At 51.1% G+C, this 17,262-nt stretch carries 13 protein-coding genes; 7 read left to right on the forward strand and 6 right to left on the reverse strand.

Annotated features, from left to right (window positions below):
- Positions 1-244: 244 nt before the first annotated feature.
- The 3 genes from DACE_RS15915 to mce all read right to left on the reverse strand — a co-directional run bounded on the left by DACE_RS15915 (position 245) and on the right by mce (position 3,747).
- Entirely contained in the window at positions 245-1,387 is a 1,143-nt protein-coding gene (locus tag DACE_RS15915; RefSeq protein ID WP_006002993.1) for an alginate export family protein, read from the reverse strand.
- A 450-nt stretch (positions 1,388-1,837) separates the two neighbouring features.
- Complete coding sequence (locus DACE_RS17655) at positions 1,838-3,163, reverse strand: alginate export family protein (RefSeq protein ID WP_006002995.1); 1,326 nt, start codon at positions 3,161-3,163, stop codon at positions 1,838-1,840.
- A 179-nt stretch (positions 3,164-3,342) separates the two neighbouring features.
- Positions 3,343-3,747, reverse strand: a complete 405-nt coding sequence (mce, locus tag DACE_RS15925; protein WP_006002996.1) for a methylmalonyl-CoA epimerase — start codon at positions 3,745-3,747, stop codon at positions 3,343-3,345.
- 427 nt (positions 3,748-4,174) lie between these two features.
- Between mce and DACE_RS15930 the strand changes: the two genes are divergently transcribed.
- Positions 4,175-4,393: a hypothetical protein gene (locus DACE_RS15930; RefSeq protein WP_040367847.1), complete on the forward strand. Its 219-nt coding sequence runs from the start codon at positions 4,175-4,177 to the stop codon at positions 4,391-4,393.
- A 119-nt stretch (positions 4,394-4,512) separates the two neighbouring features.
- On the opposite strand, the gene DACE_RS15935 is transcribed toward DACE_RS15930, so the two are convergent.
- From DACE_RS15935 to DACE_RS15945, 3 genes are all read right to left on the reverse strand, one after another.
- Entirely contained in the window at positions 4,513-7,389 is a 2,877-nt protein-coding gene (locus tag DACE_RS15935; RefSeq protein WP_006002998.1) for an ATP-binding protein, read from the reverse strand.
- Positions 7,390-7,463: 74 nt separating this feature from the next.
- Positions 7,464-9,188 (reverse strand): acyl-CoA carboxylase subunit beta, encoded by a 1,725-nt coding sequence (locus DACE_RS15940; RefSeq protein ID WP_006003000.1) that lies wholly within the window; start codon positions 9,186-9,188, stop codon positions 7,464-7,466.
- A 186-nt stretch (positions 9,189-9,374) separates the two neighbouring features.
- A complete protein-coding gene (locus DACE_RS15945) occupies positions 9,375-9,989 on the reverse strand; it encodes a helix-turn-helix domain-containing protein (protein WP_050770053.1) in 615 nt (204 codons plus the stop codon).
- A 552-nt stretch (positions 9,990-10,541) separates the two neighbouring features.
- Here DACE_RS15945 and cobO point away from each other — a divergent pair.
- From cobO to DACE_RS15975, 6 genes are all read left to right on the forward strand, one after another.
- On the forward strand, positions 10,542-11,078 hold the full coding sequence (cobO, locus tag DACE_RS15950; RefSeq protein ID WP_006003004.1) for a cob(I)yrinic acid a,c-diamide adenosyltransferase: 537 nt from the start codon (positions 10,542-10,544) through the stop codon (positions 11,076-11,078).
- 43 nt (positions 11,079-11,121) lie between these two features.
- On the forward strand, positions 11,122-13,257 hold the full coding sequence (gene scpA / locus DACE_RS15955) for a methylmalonyl-CoA mutase (RefSeq protein WP_006003006.1): 2,136 nt from the start codon (positions 11,122-11,124) through the stop codon (positions 13,255-13,257).
- An 89-nt stretch (positions 13,258-13,346) separates the two neighbouring features.
- Positions 13,347-14,321, forward strand: a complete 975-nt coding sequence (gene meaB, locus DACE_RS15960; protein WP_006003009.1) for a methylmalonyl Co-A mutase-associated GTPase MeaB — start codon at positions 13,347-13,349, stop codon at positions 14,319-14,321.
- Between the two features lie 129 nt (positions 14,322-14,450).
- Complete coding sequence (locus tag DACE_RS15965) at positions 14,451-15,545, forward strand: hypothetical protein (protein ID WP_155809175.1); 1,095 nt, start codon at positions 14,451-14,453, stop codon at positions 15,543-15,545.
- Positions 15,542-16,276: a futalosine hydrolase gene (gene mqnB / locus DACE_RS15970; RefSeq protein ID WP_006003012.1), complete on the forward strand. Its 735-nt coding sequence runs from the start codon at positions 15,542-15,544 to the stop codon at positions 16,274-16,276. Before DACE_RS15965 ends, mqnB begins: the two co-directional genes overlap by 4 nt.
- Entirely contained in the window at positions 16,273-17,109 is an 837-nt protein-coding gene (locus tag DACE_RS15975; RefSeq protein ID WP_006003014.1) for a 1,4-dihydroxy-6-naphtoate synthase, read from the forward strand. The genes mqnB and DACE_RS15975 overlap by 4 nt, the downstream gene beginning before the upstream one ends.
- The last annotated feature ends 153 nt before the right edge of the window (positions 17,110-17,262 follow it).

A 17,262-nucleotide genomic window follows, 5' to 3' on the forward strand; every position in this document is an offset into this window, starting at 1 on the left:
TCCCCAACCAGGATTTTAACTTGTTGAGAATTATGGTAACGAGTTCTGGAGGGTTAAAAAAAAACAGATAATTAGTTTGAGAGGGGCAAACATTATTAAGCCTGGAAAAAAATCCAAAGCATTCTTTAGGGGGCAAAGTAACCGGGGTTGAAATTGCCAGCTAAAGATTTATGGGACATTTTATAGGCTGCATAAAGCATCCAGATTTAAAAACCAATTTTGGTCATCGCTGTAGATGGGGAAATTAAACATCTTCAGCGGTCTTCAGATAAAGAGCTGCAGCCCCAACAGTCAGCTTATCAGACATTTGGTGGTCATAACCGATACGGTTGAGATCCAGACCTTGGTCCTGCACATAGGGAACCGCTGAGAAGTAGTTGTCAGAAGTGTATCCTTCAAACAGAACGATTGAGGAATCGCTACCTTTTGTATCACAGTCAGTGGCGATGAATGCATCCAGATCACCATCTGTGCTGTCGTCATCACCGGAGGCATACCAGAAAGTATACGTCAGCTTGCCTTTACCCACTTTGGTTCCAACATCAAAGTGGACGAAGTATCCACCGAAATCAAACTCTTCGGCCAGATCACCGGTTTGGTACATCAGGTCCCAGTTGGCAAACAGGTTACCGGCAGTCATACCACCATCGACACCCAAGGTGTACAGATCAAGGTCATAACCGGTCAGTTTCTTAGCGTAGTTGGATGTCGGTGCAGCATAACCAGCATCGTTAACCGTGTTACCATCGCTGGTTTCCCAAACGCCAAACAGGCCGACTTTAACATCGTTGGCAGGCTTGACATTATAACGCACGTAAAGAGCATCCAGATCTTTGAAATCATTGCTGTCAGCCGACGTGTTGTACACTTCATAACCACGGTACCAGGCAGCTTCGAAGTTACCAATCTTGTAATTGACGCCAGTAGCCGTTTCAGTCCAGAAGAACTTGTTGATTTTTACCGGTTGCAAACCAACTTTCAAGCGGCCACCTGCCAGAGCGAAATCCGTGTAAGCCCAGCGAGTCTCGACGTTGACGCCATCACCGGAGAATCCGCCGCCACGGGACTTATCACCAAAGTGGATACCACCGATTTCTACCGCAAAAACACCTTTTACAGCACCATCGTCAGTCGCAATTTCGGTCCAAAGACGATATTTGACACTGGCAAAACTGTCACTTGTGGTGTCATCAGCGATTTCAGCACTATCTGTAGGATCATCTGCAGCGCGAGTTGTGGTCGCACCGAAATCACCGGTGAAGAAGTTGGCCTGGTTTGAATACAGACGGAATTCATTACTGAAATCGCCATGGAATGCGAAATCAATGGCCATGGCAGGCACTGCAAAAATCAGTACCGCCAGCAAGGCTAGCAAAACCTTTTTCATCAAAAAACCTCCTAAAAATGGGATATCCCCAGAGACCTGAGCGATCTTTCTCCATGGCAGTAACGGCAGCCTTTGCCGTCAGGAGTCTTTTAAGACCGATCACATCTCCCAGCAAAATTCAGTCGAGCATTCGTTCTATATCCTATCCCCAGAATGCTACCCACTGATCGACGATACGTATTGCATTTTTTAAAGCTTTGCGAATTACTTCGGCTCGCCACGAGCCCAATCATGTGACTTACGCCATTGTAATTCACTTAATCCGATATATTACCACTGAATATCAGCCACACAATCCTAACCAGTGATTTATCGTAATAAAACACTTTTATGCATGCCAAACTGGTGAACAGTACCATACCCTAGGGTTTTTATCAAGTATAAACAACAAGAAAAGCCGGACATCTGTCCGGCTTTTCGAGGTTTCAGCGTTAAATTGTAAAGGTGTTTCTAGAACTTATAACGAATGCGTGACGTGATGACGTAGATATCTTCGTCAGCAGAACCGTCACGATCTTCTTCGTAGAAGTCCAGAGCGTCGTCGGTCATCAGGTAACCGGCAGCCAGGGCCAGCTCGAGGCTTTTATACAGTTTATACTTGGCGTAGACATCAATCTCAAAACCGATGGAATCGTCAGCATAGTCGTAAGTACCGTCGGTGTATTCCATATCTTCAGCAGTCATCATGTACATGGCAGCAGCACCAACCTTAAGCTTATCAGATGCCTTGGCATCATAAGCAATACGGTTGATCATGAAACCCTTGTCCTGGATGTAAGGATCTGCAGAGAAGTACTGGTCAGAGTTGAGGCCCTGGAACAGAACAACTGAAGAGTAGTCAGCTTTAATATCTACGTCAGTCGCGATAAAGGCATCGAGATCAGTATCATCACGATCGTCGTCGCCGGACGCATACCAGAAGGTATAAGTCAGCTTGCCGTTGCCCAGTTTGGTGCCGAGATCAACGTGAGCGAAGTAACCACCGAAATCACCCTCTTCCATGAAATCGCCTGTTTGATACATCAGATCCCAGTTCGCAAAGAAAGCACCGGTCTTCATGCCACCGTCGATACCAAAGGTGTACAGGTCGAGGTCATAACCGGCCAATTTCTTAACTTTCCAAGTCAGATCATCTATGCTGTCAAGCTCACCGCTCGCATCGCTGGTTTGCCATACACCGAACAGACCGATTTTTACATCTTCAGCTGGCTTGATGTTGTAACGCAGATAAAACGCATCCAGGTCTTCAGCATTACTGTCCGTATCACCCATTTCGTAACCACGGAACCAGGCAGCTTCAAAGTTGCCCACTTTGTAGTCAATACCGGTAGCAGTTTCACCCCAGAAGAACTGGTTTACTTTAACCGGCTGCAGACCTACTTTCATACGGCCATCGGCCAGAGCGAAATCAGTGTAAGCCCAGCGCGTTTCAACTGTCTTGCCATCACCCGAAAAAGAACCACCTTTTTCATCATCACCAAAATGAGTACCGCCAATTTCAATGGCATAAACACCTTTAACAGCACCGTCATCGCTGGCAATCTCAGTCCAGAGGCGGTACTTAAATGAAGCAAAACTATCGTTGACGTCACCATCATAGATCTTTGTTTGATCCGGGTCGAGCTTGGAAGCAAACTCTTTACCGCCGGTAAAAGCGGACTGATTTGAATTAATACGGAATTCTGTTTTCAGATCTCCGTGAAATTCAAACTCAACAGCAAGGGCCGGTGCGGCCATGGCCAGCATAAGCGCTAGCGCGGTTACGACTCTTTTCATTCCTTGTTTCCTCCTGTCATTCCTGTTAATTACACACATTTTCTAAGAAAGCAGCCTTTGCGCCCTGCTTTCCACGAACTGGAACCCGACTTTACCTGTTAAAGCCGGTGCCTGGCCTGGTTCAATCAACCACTTCACGCCAGACAGACAGTCAGAAACTCATTTTGTCTTCTACACGATCAGTGATTGACCTGACACAATTCTGTTAAAATACCGCCACTGCTTTTGGGATGCAGAAAAGCAATTTTGGTTTCATGCGCGCCGCAGCGCGGCACCGTATCAATGAGACGAATCCCGAGGTCTGAGAGCTTGGCCAACTCCGCTTCGACATCTTCCACCTCATACGCCACATGATGAATACCAGGCCCATTTTTCTCCATAAATCGAGCGACCGGAGAATCATCACTGGTCGGTTCGAGCAGCTCAATACGGCTTTCGCCCACGGCAAAGAAGGCAACCTTCACCTTTTGCTCCGCAACAACTTCAACGCCCTCATCCTTCATGCCGTAAACTTCGCGATAGAGCGGAGCTGCCTCTTCAATGCTTTTAACAGCGACGCCAATGTGATTGATTTTCTTTACCATCGTGTAAACTCCCGGTTAGTTTCAGGTTAGAACCACACCCCGTCGGTAATCCTGAAGGGGCTTGCATCATTGTGTTTTTCTTTCTCTAACAACTTTCCCAAAAAGACGGTTAAAACCCCCATAAAACAACACAGCACGCTGTATGCAATTTTACTTTAGGTAAAATTTTAGAATGGTGATTTATTTTCTTAAAATACACATAAAAGCAGCAAGTTAAAGCAATTTATTTTTCGTATACAGCCACTTGCATTGCCTGGACGATAATGCAGATTACAACCCACGGTCTACTGCGCAAAACACTAACAGCACGCTAACCTGCTGTTTTGCCACATCTTTTTTGCTATTTTTACTTGTAATAAAAAAATTCTTCTTTATACTCTACGAAATTTTTCAGCCAACATTCAATCGACATGGAAAGGTTTACAGTATGAAGTGTCCCGTATGCAACCACCACAATGACTGCGGACTCGGACTGCGCTCTGAAGGATTTTCCGAGGAAATTGTTGAGTGCAGTATGTGTGGAACCATCTGGTCCATCAACCGCGGCTTGAGTAAAATCGTCGTCGACACACAGCAACAATCGTTTCTCGAGTCTGAAACCGAGCCTGTTGAGAACGACGATTTTGACTGCGCCCGTGCTCTGTAATTCAGGCTATGTCCTGAAAATCGGAAGCCCCGTTCCGCGCACCCAAAACAAGCGAGCCCCAGACAAAGAAGCCCTGCCTTAACAGCAGGGCTTCTTTGTTTTATCTGTGATGAAACACCTTACAGAACGGTCGACAGGAACTCCGCTGTTGTTTCTTGACGCAGACGTTCAAATTCTTTCGGATCCACATCAACAAATTTCTCATCAGGTGTTACCTTGAAAATCGGCTGTCCTTTGGCCACGATCGTGCCATCACCACCGTCAATCAAAATTTCGTCAATCGTCCCTGAGAAGGGTGCCGGGATCTTGTTGAACATCTTCATGACTTCAAGAATAAACAACGGCTGACCTTTTTCGAAATGCATCCCCTCGGTAACGAAAGGCGGCATTCCCGGCGCTTCCTGGGCATAGTACATGCCACCACCCGGGGTAACGACTTCATCTTCTTTGGTTGCCGGAGGCGGTACCAGAACTTTTTTCATGGCTGCCTGCAGCTCCGGATCATGCAGATACTCGGGAATAACCACTTCCAGATCATCCTCAACACGCAACTCGTAGAATCCGGTTTTCTCAGCAATCATAAATAGAAGACCGAGCAACTCGTTGCCGATTTCGAAGCCAAAGTGGGCCGACTGAATCTGTTTCCACATCTCTTCATCGTAACCCAGTTGCGGCTCATCTTTCTGGATGATGTCGTTGAGCTCAACAAACTGCTCAATACCAAGACCCAACTTGGTGCGCAGCTCACGATAGAACGTCAGGGCATTTTCAAGCAATTCATGATCGTGCGACCAGATCACCTCAGCAGCCGGCTTTTTCGGATCCCAGGCCATGTGCAGATATTCATAGGTCTCACACAACACGCCGAGAGGGTTACGCTTCCACACAACCTTGCCATCTTGAAACTTAAAGTTCTTCTTGTTCCAGCTCAGCCAACCAGACAGCAGATGCGGATCAGCAAGTAACCGCTCCATCGGACGGGTCAGCAGTGTGCCTTTGCGATCCAATGCTTCGGAAACGGCTTTACCCACATCAGGATCGTCTCCGTACATCTTGATGAAGTGCTTTTTCATCTTAACAAAGGCATAAACCACATCAACCTTGTTGGCTTCCTCCTTCAGCTTCCCAACCATGGTCAAGTAGGGGACAACAAAACGGGTGGTCGGCTTGGCCATAACATTATTGGCCAAGAACCAGTTCACCAGACCGTCATGGAATTCCAAGTTGGTGGCCAGATCCGTACCACGCAATGTGGTACTGCGCAATACGCGGGACAGATGGTTGTAACTCTGCTCACGATCTTCGCCCTTGGTCAGCAGCAGCGCAAGGTTGGAATCATAAGCACCGGCAACCTTATATTTCATAAAGTGACCGCTATCCGGGTTGGCCAGACAAATGCCCTGATCATCACGAATCTCACCATCGATCGGTGCCGACCAGTAATTGATCATGCCGCCGGCGGCCGGAGACAGAGAATCGTCTGTGGCATTGAGACGTGCCTCGGCAGCCGCACCGAAACGCAGCAGACGCTCAGGACGCGGCAGACGTTCTTTGTGCATGGCCAACAGCGCCATGGCTTCAACCAATGATTCGACGATGAAGAAATCGTTCTCATCATCCGGGTTGGTGAATTTGAGGCTGTACACCAGTTCAGTCACTCGGTGCTCAACCTGAATCCGGGTGTTCACTTCCATGAAGTAGTGACGCTCGCCATCAACAATACACTCAAAGGTCGATGCGGAATCAAGCCCTACTGCTTGACCAAAACGCTCCGATTCCTCCTCCATCCGCTTAAGGACAGTCAAGTCGGATTCCAACGCTTTAGCCTGAGCATCGAGAGACGCCTTCTTCGCCTTATCAATTTCCGTTGCCAAAGCTTCCTGAGTGACGGAGATCTCCAGCAACTTCTGTTCATGCATCTGCAAAGAGCAATCGCGACCGCCCAGAGCGATACACCACTCACCGTTACCCAACAACTGAATCTCATTGTGGCGGGTTTGCTCGATGTTGAGCTCGATAAGCACGTTTTTATTGTCGCCAACACCGTTGGCCTTAACTTCGCTGAGGATTTCGCGGACCAAGCTCGGAGCATCCGCTGCGGCCGCATCGATCTGTTCCTGAGTCGGCTCTTTGGTGACCAGCAACGATGCGCCGAGAATCCGTTGGCCTTTACCACCGCCGCCGCCAATGGCTTTGAGGCGGATACGCGCACCGGGATAGTTTTTGAACATCTCAGCACATTCGGCTTGAACCTGAGCACACAGCTCTTCAACAGTGAAAAGGTCAATCCCCTTGTCATACGAAGCAAACAGAATATGGTCTGCCAGCGCCTCAAGGGTCAGACTTTCATCAGCCAGAACCTTTTCATCACAGGCCAGATCCTTGGACTTCGCCAGAGAGACCAAGCTGTCACGCGTGGAATAATTTTTCACCAGCGTCCGCGCAGTCACATTGTCAATACCCGGAGTAACCGAAACATTAACCTGAAGCGCAGTCCGCTTGGCTTCGTCTTTTTTACCTGCAGCACGCTGGGTGCCGGAGCAAGGACCGATAAAGTTCAGGCCGGCCTCTTCGATTGCGGCGACAAATTCATCATCTTCCGCCATGAAACCGTAACCGGCAAAAATCGCATTGTATCCGTTGTCCTTGGCAATGCCGATGATCTGACCAATCCGCTCAACACGCTCCTCCTTGGAGGCCCCGGAATAATCGGGTACACGGTGAACACGGCTATTATCGGTCAGCTTGCGCAGTTCCGGCGACAGGGCATTGGGATAAACGATTGAGTCCTTCTCAGACAACAGAATCCCGTAATGGGTAATGCCCATCTCGTCATACACGTCCATCGCTTCTTTACGGATCGGACCGCGGCAGACAATCAGAGGCTTGAGTTCTTCGCAGGAAAACGACCGCACCCACGCCGAAGGCGACTGGCTCAAGCGGCGGTCACGGTGAATCAATGGATTGTTCAGGTAGTTCTCAATATTATAGGCCATGGGCTTCATCTCCACTTCCATGGGGGTTAATTACAACGATGCTCGTCAACAGCAGTCTGGCGACTCCAAGGAAATTAATGGAATTCGCGTTGAACCGACTGCATAGGACCGGGCTTGTAATGGCGCAGGAAGAAGTTCATGTTCTTGGCCAGAACTTCGCGCAGATCCGTCGGCATAACAATCGACGAGATGGAGCCCAGCGACAGACCCTCTTTCGGGTTCATCAGCTCTTTTTCGTAACGGGTATTGAGTTTTGCCTCTTCCACTTTCAGCCATTCAGCCACTTCGCGCTCAGCATCCTTCTTGGCATCGTCACCATCCATGCCGGCAGCGACACGGTCGGTAGTGCCTTGGACGATCATGCCCTTAACAGCGCCACGCAGCTTACGCAGTTCATTTTTATAAACAAACTCTTTACCCGCCGGACCCATAACCGCCAGACGGGTGGTCGGCAGTGCCAGCACCAGGTCTGCACCGGTGGGATAGTTGTTATAGGAGGCATAGGCACCACCGTACGCGTTACGCAAAATCAGCAGAATACGCGGGGTACGCACATCAACGATGGAGTCGAGCATGGAACGGCCCGCCTGAACAATACCACGCGCTTCCTGATCGCGACCGGGCAGGAAGCCGGTGGTGTCCTCGATAAAGATGATGGGAATATTGTAGATATTACAGAAGCGGACAAAGCGGGCAATTTTCACCGCTGAGTCACAGTCAATCTGACCGGATGCCACGGCACTGTTGTTAGCGCAGAAACCAACAACGTTACCGCCGAGACGACCGAATGCCGTCACTACTTCGCGAGCCCGTTTCGGCTGCAGTTCAAAGTAATCACCGTGGTCGCAGATCTGTTGAATGATAATGGAAACATCTACCGGAGTATTGAATCCGGTCGGTGAGTTAAAGGCTTTTTTCAGCAGGGTGTTGATCTCCCAGGTCTTACGATTCAGCGGATCACTGGTCTCGAGGAAGGGAGCCATGACACTGTTGTTGTCCGGGATGTAGCTGAGCAGCATTTTAGCCAGACGTAACGCTGCAGTTTCATCGCTGACCGTCAAGTCAGCCACGCCGGTTGCACCATGAACTTTGGGACCACCGAGATCTTCCGGTGTAACATCCTCACCAAGAACCGACTTAACAACTCCCGGACCAGTCAAACCAAAGAACGTATCTTCCGGCTGGATAACGAAGCTGCCCTGACGGGGCAGATAGCTACCACCGCCGGCGTTGAAGCCGAACATGCACATGATACTCGGCACCACACCACTGATTTTGCGCAAAGCGGTAAACGCTTCAGCGTAGCCGTCCAAGCCACCAACCCCAGCAGGAACAAACGCACCGGCCGAGTCGTTCATACCAATGACCGGAATCCCTTTTTCACCGGCCATGGTAAACAACTTGGCCAGCTTGCTGCCGTTGGTTGCGTCAATGGAACCGGCACGAACCGTGAAATCATGACCATAGACCGCCACATCACGGCCGCCAATGTTGAGAATGCCGGTGACCAGAGAGGCACCATCCAGGTTTTTACCCCAGTTTTGAAACAGAATGTTCGGCTCATCTTCTGTCAGAACCTTGATCCGTTCCCAGACGGTCATACGTTTCTTGAAATGTTGCTTTTCAATCTGACTGACCGCAACCGATTTCACAGGACGTTGAATCAGGTCATGGCCTTCCTGCATGACCTCTTCATAGCCACCCTTGGTACCGGCAATTTCGCCGGGGATGGTGAATTCAACGTTCTCTTGCGGAGCGAGAGGATTTTTCAGCGTTGGTTTGCACACCTTGTTTGACATAGTCGTCATCCCTTTACTGTTTTAAGTGGTACGTGTCAGAACAGAGAGCCCTCCTCTGTAGCTGACCCCATATATGATCAACGTAACGTGAACCGTATAGACAACAGTGCCCGGCCGCTCCTGAACAGTGCACAGCCAGGCAGAGTTATTCATTCTTTTATGAATCTTCGCTGTGAATCCAGCGTGCTAACGAGTAACAATGGCCAGGACTTGAACCTCTTCGCCATCATACGACAACAACCTGTGGCGCATGGAGGAATCAAAATAGACCGCATCCCCTGCTTCCAGCTTGATCCGTTCATCATCAAGCAAAACCTCAGCCGTGCCATTTAATATCAACAGAAACTCTTCACCATCATGGTTGTACATGGTTTCATCATCACTGCGTTCCGACACAGTGACAACGAACGGCTCCATTTTTTTATTTAACTTATGCACAGACAAGGCTTCATACGTATAGCCATGCCCCTTGCCCGCCTTGGAGATAACCCGACTGACAACACGCCGGTCTACCGTTCGCACAACTTCGTAGCGGCGAACTTCTTCCTCCTCTTCAAAGAAATGACTGATTTTTACGTCAAAGAAACGCGCCAACTTGGACAAGGTGGCAATCGGCGGTGAAACATTATTGTTCTCAATTTGTGAAATCAGCGCCGGAGAAAAACCCGTTTCCGTCGCCACCGCCTGCAAGGTCAACTTTCGTGCTTTACGCAGCTCCTTTATTTTTGCCCCGATATTGTATTCCAAGACGTTCTCCAAAAAATAAAAAACAGTTCTATTTCCACGCCCGATATAAAACATGTGGCGGAAATTGTCAACCCAATTGTTTATCAAAAATAAAAACATTTATTGAAAATAAATGCCTTAAATCAAAAGCTTAGCAGGATTAATCCCGTTTTTCCAACAACTTAAAGTGTCGTTAAATCTTTTTTATGTATACAAAAATTATTTTAGTTAAGCCCGCCATTTAAGGAAATTCTGTTGGCTTATTTTCGCCTCCGCTGCCACAAAAATAAAGAATAATCTTTAAATCCATGAAGAAACCCACGTTTGAGGAACCATAATGTGGCTAAAAACCGCCACAATAGACACCGCCATCTTTCTTGACAAGCTTGTTTGGCCGCTGATATATTTCAGCTTGCTAAATTTTTTTAGCTCCTTTAAAAAAGCATTTTATTGAGTAAACCTCTGTTTGTCAAAACAGGTTAAGTCGCTTTTAAAAACATCGATGCGGTTTACAACCGGCAGAGATTAAACCATGTATTGGTTCATCGCCACCGGCACAGGCAACACCACATCAGACCGAGCAAAAGCGTTTATCGCTTTGCGTCAGCATCGCAGGGACCGTCATTGATGGCCAACCAACTAAAAAAAGGACTGGTTCAGATCTACACCGGCAACGGCAAAGGCAAGACAACCGCCGCGCTGGGCCTGGCGTTTCGTGCAGTGGGCCGGGGTTTGCGGGTGCATATTATGCACTTCATGAAACTCGATTCCGACTATGGCGAAATGACCAGCGGTAAAAAGATGGGGCCGAACTGGAGCGTCGAGCAGGTTGGCCGCAGCGGCTTTGTATCCTTCACCAACCCCGCTGAAGAGGATATTGAACTGGCTCAACAGGCCTTTTGTCGAGCAGTTGAACTGGCACGCAGCGACGACTACGATCTCCTCATCCTCGACGAACTGGTCAACGCGCTGGGCTTTCGCCTGATCCGCCTGGAACAGATCCTGGAGCTGATCGCAACACGCGCAGCAACAACGGAGCTGGTACTCACCGGTCGCAATGCCCCTCAAGCCTTAATTGATGCGGCAGACCTGGTCACCGAAATGAAAGACATCAAACACTATTACGACGCCGGGCAACCTGCCCGCATCGGTATCGAATCCTGACGGCTTTCGTTTTTTATATTTATTGCTTGTGAAAGGACAACACATGTCGAACAGACCCACTATGGCCGACTGGGAAGCCAAGGCCAAAAAAGAGAAGAAGACCGACGACTTGTCGGGCTTTAAATGGGACACCCCCGAGGGAATCACCGTCAAGCCTCTCTACACGGCCTCAGACACGGAAAACCTGGAGCACCTCGGCACTTTGCCTGGCCTGCCGCCGTTCCTGCGCGGACCGGTGGCCACTATGTATGCCGGCCGCCCCTGGACAGTACGTCAGTACGCCGGTTTTTCCACCGCCGAAGAGTCCAATGCGTTTTACAAGCGCAACTTGGCCGCCGGTCAGCAAGGCCTTTCCGTTGCTTTTGACCTGGCCACCCATCGCGGCTACGACTCAGATCATCCCCGCGTGGTTGGCGATGTCGGCAAAGCCGGTGTCGCTATCGACTCGGTCGAGGACATGAAGATCCTTTTTGATGAGATCCCCCTCGACAAGGTTTCCGTCTCCATGACCATGAACGGTGCCGTGCTGCCGATCATGGCCAACTACATTGTTGCTGCTGAGGAGCAGGGCGTCAGCCAGGACAAACTGGCCGGTACGATCCAGAACGACATCCTCAAAGAGTTCATGGTGCGCAACACCTACATTTACCCGCCGGAGCCCTCAATGCGGATCATTTCCGATATCATTGAGTACACCAGCAGCTACATGCCAAAGTTCAACTCCATCTCCATCTCCGGTTACCATATTCAGGAAGCGGGTGCCAACAACGCACTGGAGCTGGCCTTCACCCTGGCCGACGGCCTGGAATACGTCAAAGCGGCGCTGGCCAAAGGGCTGGACGTTGACGCCTTTGCCCCACGGCTATCGTTCTTCTTCGCCATCGGCATGAACTTCTTCATGGAAGCGTCCAAATTGCGTGCTGCCCGCTACCTGTGGGCCGAGCTGATGGATCAGTTCAATCCGAAGAACCCCAAATCAAAGGCGCTGCGCACCCACTGCCAGACCTCGGGTTGGAGTCTCACGGAACAGGATCCTTACAACAACGTCATCCGCACCACCATCGAAGCGATGGCCGCGGTTCTCGGTGGCACCCAATCGCTGCACACCAATGCTCTGGATGAAGCCATTGCCCTGCCAACAGATCATTCGGCGCGCATCGCCCGTAACACCCAGCTGGTTATTCAGGAAGAGACCGGCATCACCAACGTGGTTGATCCCCTGGCCGGCTCTTACTACGTCGAGTCGATGACCGCTGAACTGATCAAGGAAGCACGCACCATCCTTAACGAGATTGATGAGCTGGGTGGCATGACCAAAGCCATTGAATCAGGCATGCCCAAACTGCGCATTGAAGAATCCGCCGCGAAAAAGCAAGCGTCCATCGATAGTGGCCGCGATGTGATTGTCGGTGTCAATAAATACAAGTTGGCCGAAGAAGACCCCATCGAGGTTCTCGACATCGACAATACGGCAGTCCGCGAATCTCAAATCGCCCGCCTCAAGAAAATGCGTGCCGAGCGCGACAACGACGCCTGCCAGGCCGCACTTGACGCCATCACTAAAGCCTGCGAAAGTGGTGAAGAAAACCTCCTAGGCCTGTGTGTCAATGCCGCGCGTCTGCGGGCATCGGTCGGCGAAATTTCCGACGCCATGGAAAAGGTCTTTGGCCGTCACAAAGCCGAAATCAAACTGGTATCAGGAGCTTACGCGTCCGTGTGTGATCAAGACGAGGAATTTAGCGAAGTGAAAAAGATGGTGGCCGACTTTGCCGAGCAGGAAGGTCGTCGCCCGCGTATTCTTGTCGCCAAGATGGGTCAGGACGGCCATGACCGCGGCGCCAAAGTCGTGGCCAGCGCTTACGCTGATGCTGGCTTTGACGTCGATGTCGGTCCGCTGTTCCAGACTCCGGAAGAAGCCGCCAAGATGGCGGTGGAAAACGACGTGCACGTTGTCGGTGTTTCCAGCCTGGCGGCCGGTCACAAGACCCTGGTGCCGCAACTCGCGGCTGAGTTGAAAAAGCTCGGCGCCGAAGATATTGTTATCGTTTGTGGTGGTGTTATTCCGCGTCAGGACTACGATGAGCTGTACGCTTCCGGTGCAGCGCGCATCTTCGGCCCCGGCACGACAATCACCAAATCGGCCCGCGAAACACTGGCCGCGATCATCGAAAAACGTTAAACTGTCCCTCTACGGTCCGGGGTTTTGACAACCCCGGACCGTCTCTTGAACACCAACAACCCCACTTCATTTGCGTTAAAAGGTTGCCCATGACTCTCGAACAACTGGCCAACGGCATCCGCCAGGGGCAGCTACGCTCTCTGGCCAAGGGGATCACCCTGATCGAAAGCCGCAAACCCGAACATATCGAACAGGGTGCACAGCTTCTGGAAAACCTGCTTCCCGACACCGGCAACAGTCTTCGCATTGGCATCTCCGGTGTCCCCGGAGCCGGCAAGAGCACCTTTATTGAGGCCTTCGGGCTCTATCTGACCGGACAAGGGCATAAAGTGGCCGTACTGGCCGTCGACCCCAGCTCGCAACTGTCCGGTGGCAGCATCCTTGGCGATAAAACCCGCATGGAAGACCTGGCCCGCGACGCCAATGCCTTTATCCGCCCATCGCCCTCAGGTGACTCACTCGGTGGCGTAGCCCGCAAAACCCGTGAGACCATGTTGCTGTGTGAAGCCGCCGGTTATGACGTGATCATTGTCGAAACCGTCGGTGTCGGCCAATCGGAAACCACTGTCGCCTCCATGGTTGATTTTTTCCTGCTGCTGCAACTGTCCGGTGCCGGTGACGAGCTGCAGGGCATTAAAAAAGGTGTGATGGAGATTGCCGACGCCATTGTCATCAACAAGGCAGATGGTGACAACATTGCCCGCGCCAACCTGGCCAAACAGCAGTACATCAATGCCCTGCACATCCTTCGTCCGCGCAGCAGCCACTGGTCGGTACCGGTCCACACCTGCAGCGCCCTGCACCATAAAGGGATCGACACGGTCTGGGAGATGCTCGAAACCTATCGCAGCACCATGGAGAGCTGTGGTGAATTTGACGACAAACGCCGCCAGCAGGCGCGTGACTGGATGTGGGCCCTGCTTCTCGACGACCTCAAAGATCTCTTCATCCACGACCGCCGCGTGCAGCCTTTGCTGGACCAGGTCGAGCAATCGGTTCTCAATGGTCACACCACACCGGGAGCGGCTTCAAGGCGGCTCTTGGAGCGTTTTCGTCGTCATTGATGGTCCCGGCAACATTTTGCCCCGGAATCAAGCCGTTACCGTGTTGACTTCGAGGTGATGGTTATTCTATTCTGGGATCTGTGTGACCTGTCGCACAGCGCGAATCTTTTTTCTTTCGGAGATGCCAACGTGATCACCTTGCCTTTCAGTCAGCCGTGCGGCTTATCCGTCTGGACCTCAGAACGCTGCCGCCCCGACTTCCAGCTTCATCAGGGCTTCTGCTATTCCCCTCTGGAGGAGTGTAAGGACGCTTTTCGCTTTGCCGTTCTGACCGACAGCAACACCCTGCCCCAGTTGATCCACGATTGCGCCGCTCTGGTTTCCGAAGAGAGCTTCTTTGTTCTCGAATACTATCCAGACAAAGTCACCCTGGCACAAAATGACACACCCGTCGAACCGACGGTGTTCTATTCGCCTTACATGCCGACAGAAGATATTCTCACCCTGATTGAGCCCTATCTGTCACGGCTTATCCACGACGGTTTTGTCGGCTTCGGTCTGGCCAACAGCCGCCTCGGCGCCGAACTGTTCTACTCGGAAGAGAAAGCCTTTACCTGCTTTACGGCCAACCACATCCGCACCATGAACATTCTGGCGCATCACGGCCTGCACTACCGCAAAGAACTTCTGTTCCCGGCGGATTTCGCCCACGATCACCTGTCACTGGTCAGCTTAACAGAGCCCCAGCTCCCTGCCGACCTCAGCGGATTTGACAGTCGCCAGCTCGACTACATCACCTTCTGCGGTGAACTGGTCGAACTGTTTGACATGCAACCAACCACCAGCAGCGATGATTTTTTCCTGTCCTGTAAAGAACAGGATTCCATTGAAACCTTTCTCAGTTGCCAGCCCGATCTCAACTGGAATGGCGATGAAGAGTTCATCAACCTGTTGCTCGACTGGAAAGACTTTGTCAATGAATGTTGTCAAGGTTTCAACGGCACCCTCGATGACTACCGCCAGGGCCTGAAAATCCGCGACATCATCGATCGGGTCATTGATCAGAGTTCGACTGACACCGGTGAAAAACTGCTGCGTTTTATTGCCGAAGCAGATGCCCTGTTCCGCTGCCAGTTGATTGAAACCTCCAAACAGATGGCAACGGAATCAAGCAGCGACACAGGCCGTCAGCAGCGTTTCTGGCATTGTGGTGTCGTGCGCAACCACGGCTCCATGCTTCGACGCGACCTGATCCGCCGAGGCTGGTATTCCCATCACTCATGATTGTCCTTGTTACCGCTGTTGATCAGGAAAACACCCTGCTGCGCCAACGCCTCACAGCGCCACAACAGCACCGTTGTGCACACATCAACCTGACCAGCGGCGCGATGGGTCACCTCAATCTGGTGATCGCCACCTGCGGCATTGGCAAAGCCAATACAGCAGCGACAACCGCGCTGCTGATTCAGCAATTGCAGCCAGCGTTAGTTGTAATGATCGGCTGCGGCGGTGCCTTTCCCGACTGTGGACTGCAACTGGGCGATCTGGCCATTGCCAGTGAAGAGATCTACGCCGATGAGGGCGTTATGACGCCAGAGGGATTCCTCAACATGGCGGACCTCAAGTTGCCATTAGCCGACACACCAACAACACCTTATTTCAACCGCTTTCCCGTTGATCAACCACTGGCTGAGCAGGCGTGTCAGCGCCTTAACAGCGAATCAACTCGCTGTGTGAGCGGTCCGTTCTCCACCGTGTCCACCTGCAGCGGCACCAACGAACTCAGCCACCAGCGCCAGCAACAGACCCACGCCATCATTGAAAACATGGAGGGAGCAGCGGCAGCCCATCACTGTCTACTCACTCAGACCCGTTTTTTGGAGCTACGCAGTGTTTCCAACTTTGTTGAACAGCGTGATCTCTCGCGCTGGGACTTGCCACTGGCGATGACCAATGCCCAAAAGGCTTTTTTATCCCTGGTTGACCAGGGTCTCTTTAGTGGATTGTTCTCATGACTGAATTAACTTTAGGCTACTCCCCCTGCCCCAACGATACGTTTATTTTCAACGCTCTGATTCATGGTCTGGTGCCTTGTCCCGGCGTCACCTTTCACGAACGCCTTGAGGATGTAGAAACCCTCAACCGTCTGGCCTTGAAAACACAACTCGATCTGACTAAGATCTCTTATCACGCCTTCGGTCATCTGCGCCGCGACTATGTTCTGCTTCACTCGGGTGGCGCTCTGGGGCGCGGGTGTGGACCACTGGTGGTTGCTACGCAACCTATGACGATGAAGGATCTGCACGACAAACCCATTTTGATTCCCGGCGAGTTGACCACCGCCAACCTGCTACTGCAACTTTACGACCAGAAATTCAGCGAAATTCGCGTACTGCCGTTTGATCAGATCATGCCGGCTCTGGAGCGCAACGAAGCCGCCGCCGGTGTGATCATTCACGAATCTCGCTTCACTTTTGCGGAGCATGGCCTGCATCAATTATTGGATCTCGGCGCCTGGTGGGAACAACTGACCGGTTTGCCGATTCCACTGGGCGGGATTCTCGCCAAACGCAGCCTGCCAGTTCGCCTCATCCAACAGGTTGATCAGGCTTTGGCCGAAAGCGTGCGTTACGCTCAGGCCCACCCTGAAAAAGCGGCGGAGTATATCCGCCAACACGCTCAGGAACTTTCCGATTCCGTCACCCATGAGCACATCCAGCTGTACGTCAATGAATTCTCCGTCAATCTGGGCGACGAGGGAATTGCCGCCGTACAGGAGCTACTGGCTCGGGCTGAAAAATGCCGGTTGATTCCGGTTATTGATCTTCCCATTTTTGCCACCTCCTGAGGACTCTCGGCGGTGAATTGACCATAAAACTGTATACAATACACATTCCGCATAACTTGACAAGGGCGCCAAGTTATGGGAAAAACGGCTGATAAAAACTTTCCATGTGTTCATGACTGTGAGGATTAAATGAAAAAAGATATTTGGAAAAAG

It is taken from the genome of Desulfuromonas acetoxidans DSM 684 (assembly GCF_000167355.1).
GTDB lineage: Bacteria > Desulfobacterota > Desulfuromonadia > Desulfuromonadales > Desulfuromonadaceae > Desulfuromonas > Desulfuromonas acetoxidans.